Raw genomic sequence first — 23,446 nt, forward strand, 5'->3', positions numbered from 1 at the left:
TTAATAAAATACTTTTTTTGTTTCAATACTTACCTTTATATTTGTGGGATATAAAAAATAAAAACCGAAATGAAGTTTATAGTATCGAGTTCGTATTTATTAAAGCAACTACAAGTATTAGGTAGTGTGATTAACAGCAGCAATACGTTACCAATTTTAGATAATTTCTTATTCGAATTAGACAATAATCAGTTGATTGTTTCTGCTTCTGATTTAGAAACCACGATGTCTGCCACACTTGAAATAGACAGCAAAAGCGAAGGAAGTGTCGCGGTACCAGCGAAATTATTATTAGAAATTCTAAAAACATTTCCGGAACAACCTTTAACATTTACAGTTGAAGAAAATAACACTATCGAAATCAGTTCTAATTCCGGAAAATATGCCTTGGCTTACGCCGCTGGTGAAGAATTTCCTAAAGCAGTTGTGTTAGATGATCCTTCTTCCACGATTGTTCCAGCCGAAGTATTAGCAACAGCCATCAGTAAAACTATTTTTGCTGCCGGAAACGATGATTTACGTCCGGTAATGTCTGGAGTTTTCTTCCAATTTTCTCCGGAAGGATTAATTTTTGTGGCAACTGATGCTCATAAATTAGTAAAGTATTCCCGCACTGACGTCAAAGCTTCTGAAGTAGCCGATTTTATTATGCCAAAAAAACCTTTAAATATTTTGAAAGGTATTTTAGGAACCTCCGATAGCGAAGTGAAAATTGAATACAACGACAGTAACGCTGTTTTCTCATTTGACAATTATATGTTGGTTTGTCGTTTGATTGATGGAAAATATCCAAACTATGAAGCCGTAATTCCAAAGGAAAATCCAAATAAATTGCACATCGACAGAACGCAATTTTTAAGTTCAGTTCGTCGTGTGGCCATTTTTTCCAACAAAACAACACACCAAATTCGTCTTAAAATTGCAGGAACCGAATTAAATATTTCGGCAGAAGATATTGACTACTCCAACAAAGCTGAAGAAAGATTAACGTGTGATTATCAAGGTGATGATATGCAGATTGGTTTCAATTCTCGCTTTTTAACAGAAATGTTGAACAACCTTCAATCTGATGAAATTCAATTGGAAATGTCGTTGCCAAACCGTGCCGGAATTCTAACTCCTGTTGACGGATTAGATGAAGGCGAAATAATTACGATGTTAGTTATGCCGGTAATGCTAAATAATTAAATTAAAATCCCTATACGAATCAACCGCAATTTCAAAATGAAATTGCGGTTTTTTTATTAGTTAAGTCTTTTATTAAAAGAAGTATAGAATAAATTTTAACCATCTTACTTAAGCTAAAAAATCAAAAAATAACGATTATAAAGTTTTAAGCTATTTACTCTAAACTACTCTCATGAATAGCTAACAAAGGTATTTGTACGTGATAAGATAATTTTTGCGTAAGACTTTGTTTGAACAATTCTTCAAAAAATCCTCGTTTATAATTGAGCATTGCCAACATATCAACGTTATAAGAATCTACAAAACGGAGTATTGTTTGTTGTACATTTTCATCTTCTATAATATGAAAAACAACTTTTTCGTCTTTGAGGAGAAATTTCCAATCTTCGATAATTACCGGATTTACGTCTGTTTTTTTTGTCTTTACATATAAACAGTGAACTTTTGCATCAAATAGCTTCGCCAATTTAATCACTTTTTTAAGAGCTTTTAAATCTTTTTCACGGAATCTGGTTGTGAAAACAATATTTTGTATACCATTATATTCAGAACTTTGTGGAACTCCAATTACATAAGCTTCTAATTCTGTCATCACACTTCCGGTATTTGAACCTAAAAAAGTTTCTTTGAGTCCGGTTGCTCCTTTGGTTCCCATCACTACATAATCAATATTTTCCTCTTTTGTAACTTTTTTAATTGTCCAAATGAGATCGCCATGCTTTAGAATATTACTGATTTTAACGTGACCTAACTTATGTTTCTCCGCGATTTCACGAAGCAATGGAATTTGGTCTTTAAAATTTTCAAAATTTTCTAATTCAATACTATCATAAACTTCTTTGAGTGTGTTAGGCAAACCTCCCATGTGAAGTTGCGGAAGTTCGTAAGCATGAAGCGTAATCAACTCTGCTTTTATTGCATCAGCTAATTTTAGAGCATAAACAAAAGCATTATTAGACGCTTCTGAAAAATCGGTTGGAAAAAGTATACGTTTCATATTCGTTAGTTTTTTAGTTTTTAGTTATCGGTTACAATTCTTTATTGCCGGGAATTCTTCTAATATTATTCAGAGTAAAGTTAGTCATTAAGATTCAATTTTAAACTGATAATTGTCAGTTATAACATTTAATTAAGATGAGAAACAAAAAGCTCATTATAATAAAATAAGCCTTTCTCACTTGTCAATTCTGCTATTATTACTATTTTTGATAAAATTTACTTTTATGCTTAAAGTTGGCGTTTTGGGTGCCGGGCACCTAGGAAAAATACACTTGCGGTTACTCAATCAATCTTCCAAATACGAATTAGTTGGCTTTTATGATGAAAATGCTGAATATGCTGAGAAAATTGCAGCCGAATTTGGCTATAAACGGTTTGATACGATTGCCAAATTGATTCACGCCGTGGATGTGATTGACATTGTGACTCCTACCCTTTCTCATTATAAATGTGCTAAGGTTTCGATTAAATCGGGGAAACATGTTTTCATTGAAAAACCGATTTCTACCACGGTTGAAGAAGCGGAAGAAATCATTACTTTAGCAAAAGAATACAATGTTAAAGGCCAGGTTGGTCATGTAGAGCGATTTAATCCGGCTTTTATTGCCGTGAAAAATCAAATTGACAATCCAATGTTTATTGAAACGCATCGTTTGGCTGAATTTAATCCTCGAGGAACGGATGTTCCGGTGGTTTTGGATTTGATGATTCACGATATTGATGCGATTTTGAGTGTGGTGAAATCGAAAGTAAAAGCGGTTCATGCCAGTGGTGTTTCAGTGTTGAGTCAGTCTCCGGATATTGCCAATGCTCGAATTGAGTTTGAAAATGGTTGTGTGGCGAATGTAACTTCGAGCCGCATATCAATGAAAAATATGCGGAAATCACGCTTTTTTCAAAAAGATGCCTACATCTCAGTGGACTATTTGGACAAAATCTGTGAAGTGGTAAAAATGAAAGACGCACCAGAAGTTCCAGGTGATTTTGATATGATTTTACAAAATGCGGAAGGCGAGAAAAAACAAATCTATTTTGACAATCCGGAGGTTTCAATGAACAATGCCATTTTGGATGAATTGGAAACGTTTGCCGATGCAATCAACAACAATACCACTCCAGTGGTGACGTTAGAAGATGGAACGGAAGCGTTGCGAGTGGCGTATATGATTATTGATTCGATGGAAAAATAATAATTTGTTTCAGGTTTCAAGTTTCAGGTTATTTAAAAACCTGAAACTTGAAACCTGAAACTTCAGACCTGAAACTTGAAACAAAAAACTAAACACACATAATGAAAACAATCGCAGTAATTGGAGCAGGAACGATGGGTAACGGAATTGCCCACACCTTTGCTCAAAGCGGATTTACCGTAAAACTTATTGATATTTCTGAAAAATCATTGGAAAAAGGAATGGCGACCATTGCTTCTAACTTGGATAGAATGGTGGCAAAAGGAACGATTTCGGAAGACGACAAACACAAAACCATTTCCAATATTATCACGTACACCGATATTAAAGATGGTGTGGTGGGAACCGATTTAGTAGTAGAAGCTGCTACCGAAAATGTAGGTTTAAAAATGAATATTTTCAAACAACTGAGCGAGGTTTGCGACCACAAGGTGATTTTAGCCACGAATACTTCATCAATTTCTATCACCCAAATTGCCGCTCAGGTGGTGCATCCGGAACGTGTAATTGGGATGCATTTTATGAATCCGGTGCCGATTATGAAATTGGTTGAAATCATTCGCGGGTACAACACTTCGGATAAAGTGACCAAAATCATTATGGATTTATCCGTAAAATTAGGTAAAACACCAACGGAAGTGAATGACTATCCCGGTTTTGTAGCGAATCGAATTTTAATGCCAATGATTAATGAATCGATTGAAACCTTATACAACGGAGTAGCCGGTGTACAAGAAATTGATACGGTGATGAAATTAGGAATGGCTCACCCAATGGGACCTTTACAACTAACTGATTTTATTGGTTTAGATGTTTGTCTTTCGATTTTGAATGTGATGTATGATGGATTCAAAAATCCTAAATACGCACCTTGTCCACTTTTAGTAAATATGGTAATGGCCGGAAAATTAGGTGTAAAATCCGGAGAAGGATTTTATGATTATTCGGAAAGTAAGAAGGCGGAGAAAGTTTCAAAACAGTTTTTAAAATAAATTTAAACTAATGATTAAGTCGGAATACCAAAATTCCGACTTAATTTTTCCATCTATTTTGAAAATAACAAATCAACACAATGATGTTTTCATAACATCCAAACCTCAATCTGAAAATATAAACAGGTACATTGCTTATTACTATTTTCATTATTCAACTGATGATGATTATAAAAAGAGTTTTATATTTTATCCAAACTATAAACATGCAATTACGGTTTACAAAAATTCAGAAATTGAAATCATAAATGATCATTCGATTGTTAAACCTTGTATTGCTTCGGATTTAACCACTTTATATTCAATAAATAAAAATAAAAGTTTCAAAGTAACGATTGAAGGTAAATTTAACAAAATTGGTATAGTTTTTAATCCTTTGGGAATTAATCATTTTTTTACCGATTATTTGTCCACTTTTCTTAAAACTGAAATTGGAATTTTTCCACATTTTGGGAAAAAATTTAACTTAACATTAGAACGAGTTTTTCATGAAAATCAAACAGAAAACAAAGTTAAATTGTTGGATCAGTTTTTCGAGGAATCGCTTCAAACCTTCAATGAAACGGTAATAAAAAAAGCCATTGGAGAAATTATAATTTCTAATGGTGGAATTAAAGTTGATGAACTTTCAAAAAAAATAAATGTAAATAGAAAAACGTTACTTCGTCAATTTCAAAAACATGTGTTGATGTCGGTAGAGGAATATCGAAAAATGGTAATGTTTAGACAAGCTTTCAATTATTTTCAAGAAAACAAAAATCAATCTAATTTAACTGAAATTGCTTTGTTTAGTATGTATTATGATCAAGCTCATTTTATTAAACATTTCAAAGCTATTACAAACGAAACTCCCTCAACCCTTCTCAATAAAATTTCCAAAATTGGTAATGAAGATACCTATTGGTATTTTGATTAATTAAATTGTCTCAATTATACAATTTTACATTTATTCCACAGATTAATTTTGTCAATAAATAACCCTTTAATTTATTAGACATGAAAAATTTATTTTTTACTATGATTACTTTAATGTCAACTGTAATAATGAGTGGACAAGAAACTGAAAAAAAACATTCCTATGGATTTTTGGCTAATGCAAAACTTGGATTTGCAAAACTAAAACAAAGTGGTTTTGTAACAATCAATGGAAACGTCAATTCCGGAGATTTTCATTTTTTTTACAGCTTACCCTCCGGAACATACTTTAGTGGTGGAATTGGACTGTTGGAATTTAGTGCAAACGGAGTTTCCGGTGGAGAAAGTTATGCACTTGAGCATAGCTATCTTAGAATTCCTTTGTACATTAATCGTTCTGTTTCCATCTTTAAAGAGCAAGCCAACAATAAAATTAATGCATACGCTGGTATTGGTATTTATGGTAATACTTTATTAAAAGAAGAGATTCAAACATTAACCACTACTTTTGAAGAAAAAAATAGGGGTTGGAATTTCGGTTTAGGATTTAATATTGGTCTAACTTTTGAAGTTAATGATTATATGACATTGGGTCTTGGATTTGATACTCAATCTGATTTAACTAAAATGAAAAAAGATGATGTAGAAAGGAAATTAGAGGCAATTAATACTGTCAATTTTATTTACAAATTAAATTTTTAAAATCTTTTGGAGATATAAAATTTTACAAATTGTTTAGGGTATAAACCGTAGAATTACAAACTAAATATTGTAATTTTACGGTTTAGTTTTTAATGAAATGAGTAAAATAATCCCCTTCAAAGCTGTTCGTCCCACTGCGGATAAAGTGGGTTTGGTTACATGCAGAAATTACGATGATTACAGTTCTGCTGAGTTGGCGGCTTGGTTGAGTTTTAATCCGTATTCGTTTTTGCATGTGATTCATCCGGCATATGTGCATTCGCAAAAAATCACGTTGGATAAACGGTTTAAAGGTGTGGCTCATAAATACCAAGATTTTAAGAACGATGGTGTTTTTGTTGAAGAAGAAAAGCCAGTATTTTTTGTGTACGAAATTCAAACGAAAACCAATTCTTTTACCGGAATTGTGGCCGGAACCTCCATTGACGATTATAAAAACAATATCATCAAAAAACACGAAGACACGTTGCAATATCGTGTGGAATTATTTAAAGATTATTTGTATCAAACGGGTTTTAATACCGAACCGGTTTTGATTACTTATCCTGACAATTCTTTAATTAATCAATGGATAGCAGAAAAGAAAAAAAATGTTCCACTTTACAATTATGCTACCACCAACAAAGAGAAACATCAATTGTGGAAAATTGATAATGAAGAAGATATTCAGTGGTTGCAACAACAGTTTGAACAAATTCCGGAACTGTATATCGCGGATGGGCATCATCGTTCGGCTTCGGCAGAATTATTACATGACGAATTTAAAGCTGAAGGAAATGAGAAACTAAACTATTTCATGAGTTTTCTAATTGCTGAAAGCGAAATAAAAATTTATGAATTCAATCGAATTATCCGGGACTTGAATGGTTTTGAAATCAATGACTTTTTAGCTCAATTAGAGGAGCATTTCATCATCAAAAACAAAGAACAAGAATTGTGGAAACCCCAAAGTAAGTTTGAATTTGGGATGTATTTGGATGGGAATTTTTATGCTCTTTTTTACAAATTAGAGAACAATAATCCTTCCATTTTGGAAAACTTGGATGCTCAAATTTTATATGATAAAGTCTTGCATCCGTTACTTGGAATAGAAGATTTACGCAACGATGAACGCATTGAATACATTCCGGGAAAACAATCAGTTTTAACCATCAAAGAGTTAATAGACGAAGGCGAATTTGAAGTAGGTTTTATGCTTTATCCTTCGGATATTTCTGAAATTAAAGCCTTAGCGGATAACAATTTGATTATGCCACCGAAGAGTACCTATATTGAACCGAAGTTTAGGAGTGGGTTGATGGTGTATGAATTGTAGAGTAATGATTGATGATTAACGAATTTTGATTTAAGAAAATAGAATATAAACAAATATTATAAACATTTACGCCATGCAAAACACTATTGTATTTTATCAATCAGAGAAAAAGAATGTAACGATTAATGTTACTTACCTCAATGAAAGTTTTTGGCTTTCGCAAAAAATGATTGCACATCTTTTTGGAGTTGACAGAACTGTAATCACAAAACATATAAAAAACATCTTTGAAACTAATGAATTATACGAAGATTCAGTTAGTGCAATTTTTGCACATACTGCCGAAGATGGTAAAAAATACAATACAAAGTTCTATAATCTAGATGTAATTATTGCCGTTGGCTATCGTGTTAATTCTAAAGAAGCAACCCAATTTAGAATTTGGGCAACTCAAACATTAAAAGAATTTATCATTAAAGGTTTTGTTTTAAACGATGAGATGTTGAAAAATGGAAAACCTTTTGGTAAAGATTATTTAGAATTATCCAATACAAAAAATATATTTCTGACTTAGATGAAATTATTAAAAATTTAAATAAATAAACTCAATTTTGTAATTTGTAGAAGAAGAAATCATAATTAAAAATGAAAAAAATACTATTCTTTCTATTATTCATTAATTTTAGTTTTTCACAAAATGAAAAATTAACAATTACGAAAATTGATAGTATTTGTGAAGCAAATGGAATTTATGGAATATCAGAAGGTCATATAAAAATTAATAAAAAAAAAAAAAGAAACTGATTGGTTCGGGTAGATTTTCAATAAAAACATATTTAAATTACTATAATCAAGAATATTACAACAACTTAAGTCTAGAAGAAAAAAAAAGGTACAATGGAGAAAAAGACTCCGAATTAATTAGAGCAGATTATAATGAAAATATTTCATATAATGACAATAATCAGGAATCTATATTTGCTCAATTTTATTACTATAAAAACCAAGTATTTTGTTTAAAATTAAAAATATCAAAAAATAAAAAAGTCTTAATCTTTTTACTTAATCAATCTGAAATTGAAAGTGAAAAGAAAATTAAGAATGAATTAGGTCTGGAATTAAATAATTGGATTATTGAAAAGAGTCGCGAAATACTAGAATTTCATAATAAATAGCTTAAAATGTCAATATCAAAAAACCTATCTAAAATAAAATCCTCTCTCCCACCGCACGTAACCCTAGTTGCTGTTTCCAAAACCAAGCCTATTGCTAATTTGATGGAAGCTTACAACGCCGGGCAACGCATTTTTGGTGAAAACAAGATTCAGGAAATGACAGAAAAATGGGAACAAATGCCCAAAGACATTCAATGGCACATGATTGGTCACGTTCAGTCGAATAAGGTAAAATACATGATTCCGTATGTGAGTTTAATTCACGGTGTGGATAGTATGAAATTGCTGAAAGAAATCAATCGATTAGCAACCAAATGGAAAAGAACAGTTGATTGTTTGTTGCAAATACATATTGCAGAAGAAGATACTAAATTTGGTTTGGATGAAAAAGAATTACATGAAATTCTATATTCAGAAGAATTGAAAACCTTTCAAAATATTCGCATTGTCGGTTTAATGGGAATGGCTACTTTTACTGTAAATCAGGAGCAAATTAAACGTGAATTTTTACATTTAAAATCTATTTTTGATAAACTTTGTCAACTGAATACTGAAAACTGCCAACTGACCACTTTATCCATGGGCATGAGCGGCGATTATCAACTCGCCATTGAATGTGGGAGCACGATGATTCGAATCGGAAGTAGTATTTTTGGCAGTAGATGAGTTTCAATGGCAATAGCAATGGCAAAATTCAATATCAATTACAAATTCAATATCAATTACAAATTCAATATCAATTACAAATTCAATATCAATTACAAATTCAATATCAATTACAACTTTAATATTTATTTTTAATTTCAAAAACCAATTATTAAATGGAGGAGAATATTACCTTTAGTGAAAAAATTTTCAATTTTGAAGATCGATTAGTTCGTTTTGCCGGTGAAAGTATTTTCTTTACAAGAAATCTAAATAAATCTTTTGAAAATGAATATTATAAAAATCAATTAATTAGATCTTCCGGGAGTTCCTCTCTAAATTTTGGCGAAGCTCAAGGAACAATTAGTGATAAAGACTTCATTTTTAAATTAACTTTAGTAGTCAAAGAATTAAAAGAATCAAGGAATTCATTAAAAATATTAAATTATATTAAAGAAGGTGATGAAAATACCAGAATTTTACTTTTAAAAGAAGTAGAGGAGTTGATAGCAATTTCGTCAAAAATGATAATTAACAAAAAGTAAAACAATAGCAATGACAATAGCAATAGCAATGACAATAGCAATGACAAAATTCAATTTGAAAGATTGATTTTTGAATTTGTTTTTTGAATTTGAATTTTGAAATTGTCATTGCTATTGCCATTGAAAATGTACGCAATCCTAGACATAGAAACCACCGGAGGTCAATACAACGAAGAAGGAATTACCGAAATCGCCATCTATAAATTTGATGGTCATGAGGTGGTGGACCAATTTATCAGTTTGGTGAATCCGGAAATTCCGATTCAACCTTTTGTGGTGAAATTAACCGGCATTAACAACGCCATGCTTCGTTCGGCTCCCAAGTTTTACGAAGTGGCCAAACGCATCATTGAAATAACCGAAGGTTGCATTGTAGTGGCTCATAATGCTTCGTTTGATTATCGAATTTTGCAAACCGAATTCAGACGATTGGGATTTAAATTTCAAAAACCAACGCTTTGCACCGTAGAATTATCCAAAAAATTATTACCCGGACACGCTTCATACAGTCTAGGAAAATTGGTTCGAGCACTCGGAATTCCGATGGCTGACCGGCATAGAGCCAGTGGTGATGCGATGGCAACAGTGAAATTATTTAAAATGCTTTTGGCTAAAGATGTTGAAAAAGAAATTTTAAAAAATTCTGTCAAAACCGAAATTAAATCGGGTATGTCACCGAAATTATTGGATATTGTAGAAAGTCTTCCATCCAAAACAGGAATTTATTATATCCATAACGAAAAAGGTGATTTGATTTATATTGGTAAAAGTAAAAATATTAAAAAAAGGGTTAACCAACATTTTACGGGAACCAATCGAAAAAGTAAAAAGATACAAATGGAAGTGTACACGGTTACCTATGAAGAAACCGGAAGTGAACTCATTGCCCTTTTGAAAGAAAGTGAAGAAATCAAAATTAATAAACCCATTTACAATCGGGCTCAACGCAAAACGTTATTTCAGTGGGCTTTGTATCCTGTAAAAAACGAAAAAGGTTACATGAGTCTTTCCCTTCAAAAAACGGACGGTCGAAAAAAAGAAATTACCTCTTTTTCATCCATTCAAGAAGGAAAAAATGTGTTATTCAAAATAACAGACCATTATCACTTATGCCAAAAAATTAATGGTTTGTATGAAACACAAAATTCGTGTTTCAAATATAAAATCAAAGAATGTGACGGAGCTTGTATTGGCGAAATTAGTCCGGAGGAATACAACGAACGTGTACAGGAATTTATAGAAAATAATGAGTTTGAAAGCCAAAACCGAATCATTATTGACCGCGGTAGAAGTTTAGAAGAACGTTCAGTAGTATTGATTGAAAACGGAATATACAAAGGCTATTGTTTTTTTGATTTGAATTATCAAATTACCAATGTAGAAGTATTGCGTAACATCATTATTCCAATGCAAAATAACCGGGATACTAAAAATATCATCAATGGTTATTTAAGAAAGCATAAAGTGATGAAGATTATTCCGTTTTAAATTAGTTAAATTTGTACATCATGAAAACAATTAAATCCAGATTTGAAATTTTCAGGCAAAAAACGCATATCATCATTTATGGTACCAATACTTTTGCCGGAAGATTATTTGATTTAATACTTTTGGGGTTGATTTTACTAAGTGTGCTCATCGTAATGATGGAGACGGTAAAAGGTTTTGATCAAAAATACCATACTGAGTTAGTATTTTGTGAATGGGTTATTACCCTTTTTTTTACAATTGAATATCTGTTAAGAATTATTTCGATTAACAAACCATTTCGATACATTTTCAGTTTTTACGGAATTATCGATTTAATTGCGACTTTACCCATGTATTTATCGCTCTTTTTTGCCGGAACAAGTGTTCTGACAACGATAAGAGCTTTACGACTTTTGAGACTTTTCAAAATTCTAAATCATCCACAATTTTCCAGTCAGTCTGTACATTTAAAAGAATCGATTTTAGCCAGTAGAGGTAGAATTTTAGTCTTTATGTATTTTGTATTAATCAGTTGTGTTATAATTGGTTCTCTAATGTACGTGGTTGAAGGAGCAGATGCCGGATTCACCAGTATTCCTACCAGCATTTATTGGTGTATAGTAACACTTACTACGGTTGGCTACGGTGATATTTCACCAGTTACACCATTAGGTCAATTTATTGCTTCATTTGTGATGATTCTAGGTTATGGTATCATTGCTGTCCCTACGGGTATTATTACGGCTGAGATTGCTAAAAACACATTACGAAAAAAATCTTTAAAGATACATTGCTTTAGTTGTGGCTCTGAAGATCACTTAGAAAATGCAAAATTTTGTCAAAATTGTGGGAGTGAATTAGATGAAGCAAAATAATTTCCTTATTACAATTATTGGTCCAACGGCTATTGGCAAAACCGCTTTGAGTATTGCATTAGCTCAACATTTTGGTTGTGAAATCATTTCTTGTGACAGTCGGCAGTTTTATAAAGAAATGAAAATAGGTACCGCTGTTCCCAATGAAGAAGAGTTAAATGCCGCTCCCCATTATTTTATCCAACATAAATCAATTTTAGAATCCTATAATGTTGGCGATTTTGAACGGGAAGCACTTTTGAAATTGGATGAATTATTTGAAAAAAAGAATATTCAAATTATGGTGGGTGGTTCCGGATTATATGTAGATGCCATTTTGAAAGGTTTTGATGATTTTCCGGATATTAATCCCGCTATAAGAAAGGAAATTAAAGCTGAATATGAATCAAAAGGGTTGGATTATTTACAACAAAAACTACAAGAATCAGATCCGATTTATTTTGAAAAATTAAGTTCTGAAAATCCGCAAACATTACAAAATCCACAACGGCTGATGCGATTTGTAGAAGTTAGTTTGGGTTCCGGAAAACCGTATTCTTCTTTTTTAAATCAGAAAAAAAATAAGCGAAACTTCACTCCGATTGTTATTGGATTAGAAGCGGATAGAGTAATAATGTACGACCGAATTAACCAACGAGTTGATTTAATGATTCAAGATGGTTTGTTGGAAGAAGCCAAAAAACTATATCCAAATAAACAGTTAAATGCATTGCAAACCGTTGGATACAGAGAATTATTTGATTATTTTGACGGAAAAACAACACTAGATTTTGCTGTAGAAGAAATCAAAAAAAATACCCGCCGTTTTGCCAAACGACAATTAACATGGTTTAAACGAACAGAAAATGTGAATTGGTTTGATTACTTAACAGATAGAAAAGAGATTATTTCAACAATAGAATCATCAATAAAGTAACGCAACCTTTTAAGCTTTTTTTTATCTCAAAAAAAAAATTAATCATGAAAAAAATAGTGCTTGTTTTCTTCATCAGCCATTTATTTTTGGCATTCCAATGTGGAACAGAAGAGCCATGCTCGGCAAAAATTATTGTTAAATTTAAGCCTCAATTAATTACAATTGAAAATTTTCAACCTATTTATAATGTTGGAGATATAATTTGGTTTAATTCGACTTTAGAAAGAATTCAAAATTTTGAAAATCCAAATGAAACTATAGACTTATACAGTTATCCTTTAGATTATGCATTTGGAATTCAATTTATTAAATCTTCAATTTACAATCCTGAAATATTTCTTTGCTTAAACAGTACAACTACAGAATTATCAACGGGTAGCTTAAACGAAACTTTAGGGTGTAATTTATTTGTATATGAAAAAATTGGAAATGAATTAAAATGCAGAATTGGAGTCAAGCTTTTAGAACCCGGAAATTATAAAATGTCCGTTTTTGATATTTCAACTTTTAGAGAAAACGGTCTAAATTGTAATGACACAGGTCTTGATATTAATACAACATTTAGCAATACTAATCAACAAGAAATTAATTTCACCGTTGAAAATTAAAAATTTATATGCCTATTTCAACTCATTTTACCTCTGAATATTCCAAAGAATGGGAAATCAATTTTATTCAATGCTATCCAAACGGGCAGTTGAAACATACCGAATTGTGTAATATTATACAACTTACGGCAGGTTTACATGCCGAGTTGGGTGGATTGAGCTTTAGCGATATGCAAGTTTTTCATCAGGCTTGGGTATTGAGTAGAATGCGTGTTGAAGTAAGTGATTTACCCAAATGGCGTGATGTGGTTACCGTAAAAACGTGGATTGTTGAAATGAAAGATTCTCGTTCGGTTAGGGCTTTGGAGTTGTATTTGGGAGACCAAAAATTGGTTGGGGCTCTCACCTATTGGGTGGTTATCAATACCGAATTACGCAAACCGGAAGCATTGGCTTTACCTTTTGATCATTTTACTTTTTATCCAGAAAGATTGCCAACCGTTAAATCTTTAGAGAAAATTGATTTGAATGTTGAGTTGCTGTCTATAAAGCATAAAACTATTTTATTATCGGATTTGGATATTGTGAATCATGCCAATAATGTGAAATATTTAGAATGGTGTTTAGACGGTTTACATCCAAATGCGATTTTGAAACATCAAATTCAAGCATTTGACATGAATTTCTTAAAGGAACTACATTGGAATGATGAAGTGGAAATTAAAGCTTCGTCAGGAGAAAATCCGGAATTGATGTGTGTTACCAAAAACGGAAAAACCAGTTTTGCTTTGAAATTGGAATATAGCAGGTAATCCTACCCCAGATTGTAACGGAAAGCATTTTGGACTAAAAAATATAGAATTCTTAAAGCCAAAAAGCGACCAAAGGAAGCTCTTTTGGGTTTGTAGAATTCTTTTTTTTAGCCCAAAATCTTGTAGTGAAAAGCTGGAATAGGTTCAAAAAAAAAGCTCCCAAAATTTGAGAGCTTTAATAGTTATTGGGCAACTTTGTTTTTGATTACCAATCGGAAACCTTCGCCGTGGATGTTAAGAATTTCAACATCTTCGTCTGATTTTAGGTATTTTCTCAATTTGGCAATATATACGTCCATACTTCTGGAAGTAAAATAGTTATCGTCTCTCCAGATTTTAGTTAAAGCTAATTCACGAGGCATCAAATCATTTTCATGAAGGGCCAACATTTTCAACAATTCGTTTTCTTTAGGCGACAATTTGATTGGTTCATCATTTTGGAACGTCAAGAAACGTAATTTTGAATTCAAGTGGAATTTTCCGATTTGGAACTCAAACTTCAAGTTGTCTGTTTTACTTTCAGACTGTTTGCGTTGCATGATGGCTTTTATCTTCATCAACAACACTTCAGAATCAAATGGTTTATTTAGGTAATCATCTGCTCCTACTTTATATCCTTTCAAGACATCTTCTTTCATTGACTTGGCGGTCAAGAAAATTAAAGGCACTTCTTTGTTTTTTTCACGAATTTCTTTGGCTAATGTATATCCATCTTTGTATGGCATCATGACATCCAAAATACACAAATCGTACGTGTCCTTTTTAAATTTTTCAAATCCTTCCATTCCGTTTTTTGCTAAAACAACTTCAAAATCGTTTAGCATCAGGTAATCTTTTAGTATGGCTCCAAAATTTGGATCATCTTCTACTAAAAGAATCTTTTTGTTTTCTGCTTCCATAGGTTAATTTATATTTAGTGGTATTTAATTTATTAATGGCAATTTAATACTAAATGTACTTCCTTTACCTTTTTCACTCTCCACGGTTATTTGTCCGTTATGTTCTTCTACTATTCTTTTCACATAAGCTAATCCTAGCCCATGTCCTTTGACATTGTGAATGTCACCCGTGTGCTCACGATAAAATTTTTCAAAAATTCTTTTTTGAGCCACTTTACTCATACCGGCACCGTAATCTTTAATTTTTATAATTAGAAAATCTTTTATGTTTTCTGTATGCACTTCAATAATTGGTTTATCCGGTGAATATTTTACTGCATTATCTAACATATTAACAAATACATTTGTAAAATGCACATCGTTTAATAAAACAGTTGTTCGTGTTGCTTTAAAGTCTTTTGTTATCGTTCCTTCTCTGTCTTCAACAATTAAACTCACATGTTCAATCGCATCATTAATAATATCATTTACATCCAAAGGTTCTTTGTTAATTTCTAGTTCCTTTTTTTCGAGTTTTGAAATGCGTAGAACATTTTCAACTTGGGCATGCATTCGTTTATTTTCGTCTCGAATCATTTGGAGATAACGATGAACTTTTTCTTTGTCTTCAATAACTTTAGGATTCTTTATTGCGTCCAAAGCCAAATTAATAGTGGCAATAGGTGTTTTAAACTCATGCGTCATATTATTAATGAAATCTGTTTTAATTTCAGAGATTTGACGTTGTTTGAACAATTGATTTAAAGCATTGGAATAAGCAATAATAATAATTAACGTAAAAATCAACGATAACATTGCAATTCCGATTAAATCTGAGAAAATAAATTTCTTTTTTTCAGGAAAACTCACTAATAATTGGTACTTACTTATTCCATCATTATCCGTGAAAATTGGAATACTGTAAGTATCGTTTTTATTGAATTTGAAATTGTCTGATTTTACCTTAGTAGCTAAACCATTACTGTAAATTCCAAATTCAAAAGGAGTATTTACACCATATTCTTTAAGTTCTCTTTGCAAAAGTTCTTGTAACTTTTCTTTTGAAATTCTTCGTTGAATCGGATAAGTCAAAGCAATATCATTGAACGATATATCATAAAGCAACTTATCTAAAATAGCCAGATTTCCGGACTTTTCCATCTTATAATCAGGTCTAGTCGTATTTTGCAAATTTGATTTATCAATTCCGTTATAATAAATTTCTGTTTTACGTTTAGATGAAAAACTTTTAATTTTCAAACTATCATTTTTTTTATCAAAGAACGAAGGTGAAATAGTAAAATCCTGTGAATTTATACTATTCGAATAAATTATAGTTTCATTCGTTTGTGAATTTCTTTCATAATAACCGAATTCTAAAAAATCAGTGTTGTCAACTTTATCAGCTCCTGTACTGTCTTTGAATTGGTTAATTTTATCAACAAATGCAAGTATTTCTTGATTTTTTATATCTTCAGAAACATTGCCTAAAACTTGTTTTACATGAAACTTGAATTGTTCTTGGTTGTTTTCCAACGAGGAATTAAACCAATATACTTGTACAAAAATTATTCCAATGAGCGACAAACTCATTAAAACCACAAGCACTCTAAACAAAACTTTATTCATCACCACAAAATTAGGATTTTAACATTTGTATTGTTAATAGATTAACCAAACATTAACATCATGCCTATTTTTTAAATTTTATTTAAAAGTTTAATTATATCGTCCACTTGTGTTTTAGTTTTCTCTAAATCAATGTTTTCAATCACAAAATCACTCAACATAATCTTCTTCTCTTCGCTCCATTGGTTGTTGATTCGTTGCAAAACACTCTGTTTATCAGATTTATCTCGTAAAATAACTCGCTCAATTCTTAACAATTGTGGAGCGACTACAGTAATCACTTTATCACATTGCTTGTGCCCGTTTGTTTCGAACAAAATTGCCGCTTCTTTAATTACGTAAGGAGCTGAATAATGGATTTTTAACCAATCCTTAAAATGCTTTTGAACTGCTGGATGTATTATTTTGTTGAGTTTTTTTAACTGTTCGGCATTGTTAAAAACAATTTTGGCTAATTTAGCCCGATCTATTTTATTATTTACTATTGTATCATTGCCAAATGTTATTCTGACCTCTTCAATGATTTCATCTAAATCCATTAATTTTTTGGCTTCTTCATCAGCTATGTAAACTGGAATTCCTTGTTCCGAAAACATCTTTGCAACGGTTGTTTTTCCGCTTCCAATTCCACCGGTTAAGCCAATGATTTTAGTCATTTTCGATTGTTTTAAAAAATAATTCCGGAAATTCTTTCTCAGGATATTTATTTAATAATTGGATTAATAAAAATGATTTTAAAAAACCAAAACCATACCCATAAAATTGAATACAAGTTGCAACTATAGATAAAGACCCAATTTTAACACTTTTGTTACAGTACGTTGCCGTAAAAAATAAAAGGAGAATATAAAAAGCATAAAGCATTAAAGGAAAGAAAAAATTAAAAAGTAAAGCGAATGCCAAGGCAAAAAAGAAACCAACTATAAATAAAGTTGGAAAGAAAAAGGTTGCTTTACTATATTCAGGATACCAACTATTAAGAATTGGTCTAGCTTTTCCAAATTTTGAAACTTGATGATAAAATTTATTCCAATCGATTCTTCTTTTATGATAAACATAAGCCGAAGAAATCAATTGGGTTTCAAAATTCATTTTCCATAATCGTATTGATAAGTCGGGGTCTTCTCCCGGATGAATATTCCCAAATCCCTTGGATGCTTCAAATGCTTTTTTGGAGATACCCATATTAAAACTTCGTGGCTGAAATTTATCAATTTTTTCTGAACCTCCACGTAAACCACCTGTAGTCATAAACGAAGTCATGCTAAAATTAATTGCCTTTTGAACATCAGAAAAAGAATCTAATGCTTTGTCAGGCCCACCGAAACAATCTGTAAAGTTATTTTTTAAAGCTAAATCAACTTCAGAAAGATAATCAGACGGAATAATACAATCGGAATCAAAAATGATAAAATAATCGCCCTTTGCTTTTTTCATCCCATAATTTCTGGAATCGCCTGGACCGGAATTTTGTTTAAAAAAATAACTAATGTTTAATTTGTCAGAGTATTTTTCTACAACATTTTTACAATCGAAATTTGAACCATCTTCCACGATAACAACTTCAAAAGGTGATTTGTAATCTTGCAGGCCAAGACTTTCCAAAAGTTCATTAATCTCATCAGGTCGATTATAAACTGGAATGATAATTGAAAAATACATGTCAAAAATTTTAACAAATATACAGCATAAAAAAACAAAAGCCATGCAACCGCATGGCTTTTGAAAAATCTATAGATTACTTTTTATTGTTTCACAATTTTAATTGTCTTTTCAAGATTGTCTTCAGTGGTAACTTTTACTAAATAAGTCCCTGCAGTTAAACTCGATAAATCTAGTTGACTTTCATTAGCATTAACATTTTTAGCAAATACTTGTTGACCTAAAAGATTAATTACACTAACATTAGAGATTGAGCTTATATAACTTAAATTTAAGACATCTTTAACCGGGTTTGGATAATATTTGAATCCGGCATTATCAAATGAACCTGTACTTAACGATGCATCAAATGCAGAAACAACGAATGAACCTTCAGCCCCGTTATAACCCCAAACTCTTACTAATAAAGTTTGACCTGCAGTTAATCCATCTAACTCTAATCTAGAATAAGGATTTGCTGGAAAATCAACATCATCATTACAATCAACTAAAACTAACGCCTCGCAACTTCCTGAGTAAACTTCCAAAACAGAATCGGATAAGCCACCATTTCCTTGCGTTTCAATTGTTAATGTTCCTGATTCAGGTACAACAACTGAAAACCAAACATCTTTTCCATTTGTTGCAAAATTAAATGCTCCGCATGTAGGCACAGGATTATCAACGTTTGCAGTAGCAGCAGCATTAGATGAAGTTAAAGAATTATCTTCAAACACAGCTCCAGGAGTAAGCGGAGTTGCATTCGCACATTCATCGTTTCCGGGTGCTGGAGGTGGGGTTACAGTTAAAACACCACTTAAGTAAGTTGTTCCATCCCAAAAACCATTATTTGTTCCACCATAAACATATGGACCGTCATTTAATCTATAACGTGTAGCATAATAATATGTTCCAGGAACTAAACCTGTACCTATATTTGCTTGGTATTCATCATTGTTACTCACATGTCCGTCATTCCAAGTAGCTGGTATCCATGTAGTCCAAGTATTTGGATTTGTATTTTCACCAATTGGACTTACACCAACCCATGCTTGTATTCCTGGAGCCTGGCCAACAATATTAGGTTCTACATCAGTTAATCCGGCAACATAAATTTGTCCATAAACAGTAACCGTTTCACCTTGTTCAATGGTAGCATCAAAAGGGAATTGTAGATTAGCAAATTCAGGAACATCGCTTGTTAAAACACCACAAATAAAGGAACGTTCGCGATCAACTTCTTCAGTTTCGCATTGATCGTTTAAGTGTGAATAAAAACGAATGACACCTGTATGATTTGATACCCAAGTTAATGGTGAATCTCCAAATGTTGCAGCAGTAACACCATCATCTGTACTAATTGTAATAAAATCAGATGTTCCTGAAGTAAATATATACGTTTCACCTTCCGTTACATTAACTAAAGAATATTCTCCGGCATAACCTAAAAGAGTAATAACATTAGAGGTTACACCATCACAATCTGTTGCTGTAAATGGCTCACCACCGGGATATTGACCTCCGGGTGCATTCAAACAAAATCCGGGAGAATCAAGTGTAGTGAAGGTCCAAACCGGACAATCTACAGCACTACCCGCAGCATTTTTAGGAACAATTTTCCAATAAAATGTAAATCCGTAATCGTTAAGTGTAATATCAACAGTTGTATCAGTAAAAGTTCCAACTAAAATGTCAACTGCTTCCGGTGTAACACCATAGAAGAAATCATAAGCTGTTGGAACACCTCCTGTAGTTGGTGCTTCCCAAGAAAAAGGTACGATACCAATTGGCACATCTATTGCGTTGTCTGCTGGAGCGATAACAGTTGCACAATTGGGTAAATCAACAGAAGGGACCATATTAACATTATCCACTGCCCAATTATCACCATCATCATTGGTCATTACAAAGGCAATATAAATAGATTGACCTTCATAGGCACTTAAATCAACCAATTTTTCACTCATCGTAAATGGAAGATCAGCTTCAGTTTGTGTATTAACGATTGTAAATGAACTAATGTCGGTTTGTGAAGTAGTTGAAACTCGAATTGTATATTCACTACCGTAATCTATTGCAAACGTTTGTCGTTGAAAAAAGGACAATGAAGTATTAGGTGCAGTAACCGTATGTAGTGGTGAAACTAACCAATCTTCAGCTAAACCACCATCTACGTTTTCCCATCGAACGAAAGCAGCCTGAGCACCTTCGCTAACATCATCAGCTACTGTGGTAACTGTCCAATCTTGGGCAGTTCCAATGCCATTTGTTCCTCTAAAGGCTGTCCAACCTGTTGGAGGAACCGTAGTTTCAAAGCTTTCCGGAAATTGAGCAAAAGCTGAAAAACTTAGAAACAATAAAAATAATAATGTAATTTTTTTCATATTTTGTTTGTTTAATATTTAATGTGATAAAATTATAAAAAAAAACACCTATAAAAAAATTATAGGTGGCTTTTAAAAGTTAAAATATAAAGTATATTATTCTTTCGTAAAATATTCCATAACATCTTGGCTGACACCCATGTTAGAAAAACCTCCGTCGTTGTATAAATTTTGTAATGTAACACGCTTTGTTAAATCTGAAAACATTGCTACAGTGTAATTCGCACAATCTAAAGCAGTTGCATTTCCAAGAGGAGACATTTTATCTGCATAAGTAATAAAGCCATCGAAACCTTTGACTCCCTGTCCGGCAGTGGTTGGTGTTGGCGATTGTGAAATGGTATTCACTCTCACTTTTTTATCTTTCCCAAAAAAGTAACCAAAACTTCTGGCAATTGACTCTAAGTAAGCTTTATTATCCGCCATATCATTATAATCAGGAAACACTCGTTGAGCAGCCATATAAGTCAAAGCGACTACACTACCCCATTCATTCATGGCATCTTTTTGATATAAAACTTGCATTACTTTGTGGAAAGAAACAGCCGAAACATCCCAACCTTTATGCGTAAAATCATAATTTTGATTAGTATAATGATTCCCTTTTCTTACATTCACTGACATTCCTATAGAATGAAGAACAAAATCTAATTTTCCGCCAAGGATTTCTGTCGCTTTCTCTACTAAATTTTCTAAATCCGCAATAGAAGTTGCGTCAGCCGGAATAATTTGCGAACCGGTTTTTTCTGCCAATTGGTTTATTGTTCCCATTCGCATGGCAATTGGAGCATTTGTTAATACAAAAGTTCCTCCTTCTTCATGAACTCGCTCAGCAGTTTTCCATGCAATAGAATTTTCGTCTAAAGCTCCAAAAATGATTCCTCTTTTTCCTTTTAATAAATTATACATAGTAGGTATTATTTTAGTTTGTATGATGTTTCAAATATAATTAAATTTTTCAGTTCAATAATGCTTTTGCATGATTTAAAGCAGAATCTGATATATTGGAACCGGATAACATTTGGGCAATTTCTACCACTCTATCCTCTTTATTTAATAATGTAATTTCGGATATAGTTTGATTTCCGTTAACCGTTTTAAATACTTTATAATGTGTTTTACCTTTGGCAGCGATTTGTGGTAAATGTGTAATGGCAAAAACCTGCATTTTTCCACTCATTTCTTTCATAATATCCCCCATTTTATTGGCTATTTCACCTGAAACACCCGTATCAATTTCGTCAAAAATGAGTGTTGGTAGGTTAGAATAGTTAGCCAAAATTGCCTTTACAGCCAACATAATTCGCGACATTTCACCACCGGATGCTACTTTTTTTAATAACCCGAAATCGGAACCTTTATTGGTGGAAATAAGAAATTGAATCGTATCTTTTCCATTGGTAAAAAAAGTTTCTGAAAGTTCAACTTTGATTTTGAATTGTACGTTTGGCATTCCTAACTGACTCAAAATACCTTGAAGCATATCACTTAATTTTGGAATGGATTTAGCTCGATTGGAATGAATTAGAATTGCCAATTCATTTAGATCCACTTCATATTTTTCTAAGCGAATTTGTATTTCTGCAATTTCATTTTCCAAAGAGGTGACTGAAATGACCTTTCCTTCCAAATCATTTTGAATTTGCAATAACTCTTCAACAGAATTCACTTGATGTTTTTTCTGCAAATTATAAATTGTCTGTAATTTTTGATTTACCAAAATCAATTGCTCCGGATCATTAACTACCGATTCTGAAAAGCTATTCAATTCATTTACAATGTCTTTTAATTCAATCAAAAGACTTTCCACTCGTTCAAAAAGTTGAGCATACTCTTTTGAATAAGAACTGATTCTTTGAATCGCATTTTTAAATTCTTTTATATTAACCAATAAGCCGAATTGCTCGCTATCAGCCAAACTGATACTTTTTTCAAGCTGCTCTTTGATTAATTCAACATTGCTTAATTGTTCAAGTTGAGCTTCTAACTCAGCTTGTTCGTCATCTACCAATTTGGCTTCAGCTAATTCATTGTAAAGGAAAGTGTTATAATCTTGTTCTTTTAACGCACTTGCATAAAGTTGCTTTTTTTCGTCTAATTGAATTTTTAATTTTTTATATTGTTTTAGTTTTTCGGAATAATCATCCAACAATAATTGATTGGAAGAAATAGCATCAATAATCTGAAATTGATATAGCTCTTCTGTTAATTCTCTGGTTTGATGTTGCGAATGAATATCGAGTAAAAATTCGCCTAATTCAACCAATTCATTAAGATTTACAGGACTATCGTTGATAAAAGCTCTTGATTTTCCGGATGGTAAAATTTCTCTTCGTATAATAGTTTGGTCTTCGTAATCCAAATCATTTTCTTCAAAAAAATCTCTAATATTATAAGTAGAAATTGAAAAATGTCCTTCGATTACACATTTTTCATCTTTATTTTTTAATGAAGTCAAATCGGCTCTTTTTCCCAAAACCAATCCTAAAGCACCCAAAAGTATTGACTTACCGGCTCCGGTTTCGCCGGTTATAATTGAAAATCCATCTGAAAAATCTATGGATAATTTTTCAATTAAAGCGTAATTCTTTATGGATAACGAAGTTAGCATTTCCTGATAGTATTCAAAATACAATGGCAATGTACTCAATAAATCGGAACTAATAAAAGTAGGGTTTGAGATAATA

22 protein-coding genes are annotated in these 23,446 nt (G+C 32.1%); 14 read left to right on the forward strand and 8 right to left on the reverse strand.

Features of this window, described 5'->3' with window-relative positions:
- Positions 1 to 69 precede the first annotated feature (69 nt).
- Entirely contained in the window at positions 70 to 1,188 is a 1,119-nt protein-coding gene (gene dnaN / locus EQG68_RS07825) for a DNA polymerase III subunit beta (RefSeq protein ID WP_129464257.1), read from the forward strand.
- A 154-nt stretch (positions 1,189 to 1,342) separates the two neighbouring features.
- Here dnaN and EQG68_RS07830 read toward each other — a convergent pair whose 3' ends face one another.
- Positions 1,343 to 2,185 (reverse strand): universal stress protein, encoded by an 843-nt coding sequence (locus EQG68_RS07830; RefSeq protein ID WP_129464258.1) that lies wholly within the window; start codon positions 2,183 to 2,185, stop codon positions 1,343 to 1,345.
- A gap of 226 nt (positions 2,186 to 2,411) precedes the next feature.
- On the opposite strand from EQG68_RS07830, the gene EQG68_RS07835 reads away from it, so the two are divergent.
- The 13 genes from EQG68_RS07835 (at position 2,412) to EQG68_RS07895 (ending at position 14,227) form a co-directional block, all read left to right on the forward strand.
- Positions 2,412 to 3,377 (forward strand): Gfo/Idh/MocA family protein, encoded by a 966-nt coding sequence (locus EQG68_RS07835; protein ID WP_129464259.1) that lies wholly within the window; start codon positions 2,412 to 2,414, stop codon positions 3,375 to 3,377.
- 101 nt (positions 3,378 to 3,478) lie between these two features.
- Positions 3,479 to 4,369, forward strand: a complete 891-nt coding sequence (locus EQG68_RS07840; RefSeq protein ID WP_129464260.1) for a 3-hydroxyacyl-CoA dehydrogenase family protein — start codon at positions 3,479 to 3,481, stop codon at positions 4,367 to 4,369.
- 10 nt (positions 4,370 to 4,379) lie between these two features.
- Positions 4,380 to 5,285, forward strand: coding sequence for a helix-turn-helix domain-containing protein (locus tag EQG68_RS07845; RefSeq protein ID WP_129464261.1), 906 nt, complete (start codon positions 4,380 to 4,382; stop codon positions 5,283 to 5,285).
- Between the two features lie 80 nt (positions 5,286 to 5,365).
- Entirely contained in the window at positions 5,366 to 5,986 is a 621-nt protein-coding gene (locus EQG68_RS07850; RefSeq protein WP_129464262.1) for a hypothetical protein, read from the forward strand.
- Between the two features lie 97 nt (positions 5,987 to 6,083).
- The gene (locus EQG68_RS07855) at positions 6,084 to 7,301 is read left to right on the forward strand and encodes a DUF1015 domain-containing protein (RefSeq protein ID WP_129464263.1); all 1,218 of its coding nucleotides are present in this window, start codon (positions 6,084 to 6,086) and stop codon (positions 7,299 to 7,301) included.
- Positions 7,302 to 7,374: 73 nt separating this feature from the next.
- Complete coding sequence (locus tag EQG68_RS07860) at positions 7,375 to 7,815, forward strand: virulence RhuM family protein (protein WP_129464264.1); 441 nt, start codon at positions 7,375 to 7,377, stop codon at positions 7,813 to 7,815.
- 607 nt (positions 7,816 to 8,422) lie between these two features.
- Complete coding sequence (locus tag EQG68_RS07865; protein WP_129464265.1) at positions 8,423 to 9,082, forward strand: YggS family pyridoxal phosphate-dependent enzyme; 660 nt, start codon at positions 8,423 to 8,425, stop codon at positions 9,080 to 9,082.
- A 155-nt stretch (positions 9,083 to 9,237) separates the two neighbouring features.
- A complete protein-coding gene (locus EQG68_RS07870; RefSeq protein WP_129464266.1) occupies positions 9,238 to 9,606 on the forward strand; it encodes a four helix bundle protein in 369 nt (122 codons plus the stop codon).
- A 126-nt stretch (positions 9,607 to 9,732) separates the two neighbouring features.
- The gene (locus EQG68_RS07875; RefSeq protein WP_129464267.1) at positions 9,733 to 11,094 is read left to right on the forward strand and encodes an exonuclease domain-containing protein; all 1,362 of its coding nucleotides are present in this window, start codon (positions 9,733 to 9,735) and stop codon (positions 11,092 to 11,094) included.
- A gap of 20 nt (positions 11,095 to 11,114) precedes the next feature.
- Positions 11,115 to 11,951: an ion transporter gene (locus EQG68_RS07880; protein ID WP_129464268.1), complete on the forward strand. Its 837-nt coding sequence runs from the start codon at positions 11,115 to 11,117 to the stop codon at positions 11,949 to 11,951.
- A complete protein-coding gene (gene miaA / locus EQG68_RS07885; protein ID WP_129464269.1) occupies positions 11,938 to 12,867 on the forward strand; it encodes a tRNA (adenosine(37)-N6)-dimethylallyltransferase MiaA in 930 nt (309 codons plus the stop codon). Before EQG68_RS07880 ends, miaA begins: the two co-directional genes overlap by 14 nt.
- A 44-nt stretch (positions 12,868 to 12,911) precedes the next feature.
- Positions 12,912 to 13,475 carry a hypothetical protein gene (locus tag EQG68_RS07890; RefSeq protein ID WP_129464270.1) on the forward strand — a complete coding sequence of 188 codons (564 nt, stop codon included), beginning with the start codon at positions 12,912 to 12,914 and terminating at the stop codon, positions 13,473 to 13,475.
- A gap of 8 nt (positions 13,476 to 13,483) precedes the next feature.
- Positions 13,484 to 14,227 carry an acyl-[acyl-carrier-protein] thioesterase gene (locus tag EQG68_RS07895; RefSeq protein WP_129464271.1) on the forward strand — a complete coding sequence of 248 codons (744 nt, stop codon included), beginning with the start codon at positions 13,484 to 13,486 and terminating at the stop codon, positions 14,225 to 14,227.
- 182 nt (positions 14,228 to 14,409) lie between these two features.
- Here the strand turns inward: EQG68_RS07895 and EQG68_RS07900 are convergent, their stop codons facing one another.
- The 7 genes from EQG68_RS07900 to recN all read right to left on the reverse strand — a co-directional run bounded on the left by EQG68_RS07900 (position 14,410) and on the right by recN (position 23,370).
- Positions 14,410 to 15,126, reverse strand: a complete 717-nt coding sequence (locus EQG68_RS07900) for a response regulator transcription factor (protein ID WP_129464272.1) — start codon at positions 15,124 to 15,126, stop codon at positions 14,410 to 14,412.
- A gap of 24 nt (positions 15,127 to 15,150) precedes the next feature.
- Positions 15,151 to 16,734: a sensor histidine kinase gene (locus EQG68_RS07905; protein WP_129464273.1), complete on the reverse strand. Its 1,584-nt coding sequence runs from the start codon at positions 16,732 to 16,734 to the stop codon at positions 15,151 to 15,153.
- Between the two features lie 71 nt (positions 16,735 to 16,805).
- Positions 16,806 to 17,390, reverse strand: a complete 585-nt coding sequence (gene coaE, locus EQG68_RS07910) for a dephospho-CoA kinase (RefSeq protein WP_129464274.1) — start codon at positions 17,388 to 17,390, stop codon at positions 16,806 to 16,808.
- Complete coding sequence (locus EQG68_RS07915; protein WP_129464275.1) at positions 17,383 to 18,396, reverse strand: glycosyltransferase; 1,014 nt, start codon at positions 18,394 to 18,396, stop codon at positions 17,383 to 17,385. The genes coaE and EQG68_RS07915 overlap by 8 nt, the downstream gene beginning before the upstream one ends.
- A gap of 83 nt (positions 18,397 to 18,479) precedes the next feature.
- Positions 18,480 to 20,759: a T9SS-dependent choice-of-anchor J family protein gene (locus EQG68_RS07920; protein ID WP_129464276.1), complete on the reverse strand. Its 2,280-nt coding sequence runs from the start codon at positions 20,757 to 20,759 to the stop codon at positions 18,480 to 18,482.
- 96 nt (positions 20,760 to 20,855) lie between these two features.
- On the reverse strand, positions 20,856 to 21,668 hold the full coding sequence (locus EQG68_RS07925; protein ID WP_129464277.1) for an enoyl-ACP reductase FabI: 813 nt from the start codon (positions 21,666 to 21,668) through the stop codon (positions 20,856 to 20,858).
- A gap of 49 nt (positions 21,669 to 21,717) precedes the next feature.
- Positions 21,718 to 23,370 (reverse strand): DNA repair protein RecN, encoded by a 1,653-nt coding sequence (recN, locus tag EQG68_RS07930; protein WP_129464278.1) that lies wholly within the window; start codon positions 23,368 to 23,370, stop codon positions 21,718 to 21,720.
- Between the last annotated feature and the right edge of the window lie 76 nt (positions 23,371 to 23,446).

The sequence above is a fragment of the Flavobacterium piscinae genome, from assembly GCF_004122145.1.
In the GTDB taxonomy this organism is placed as follows: Bacteria; Bacteroidota; Bacteroidia; order Flavobacteriales; family Flavobacteriaceae; genus Flavobacterium; species Flavobacterium piscinae.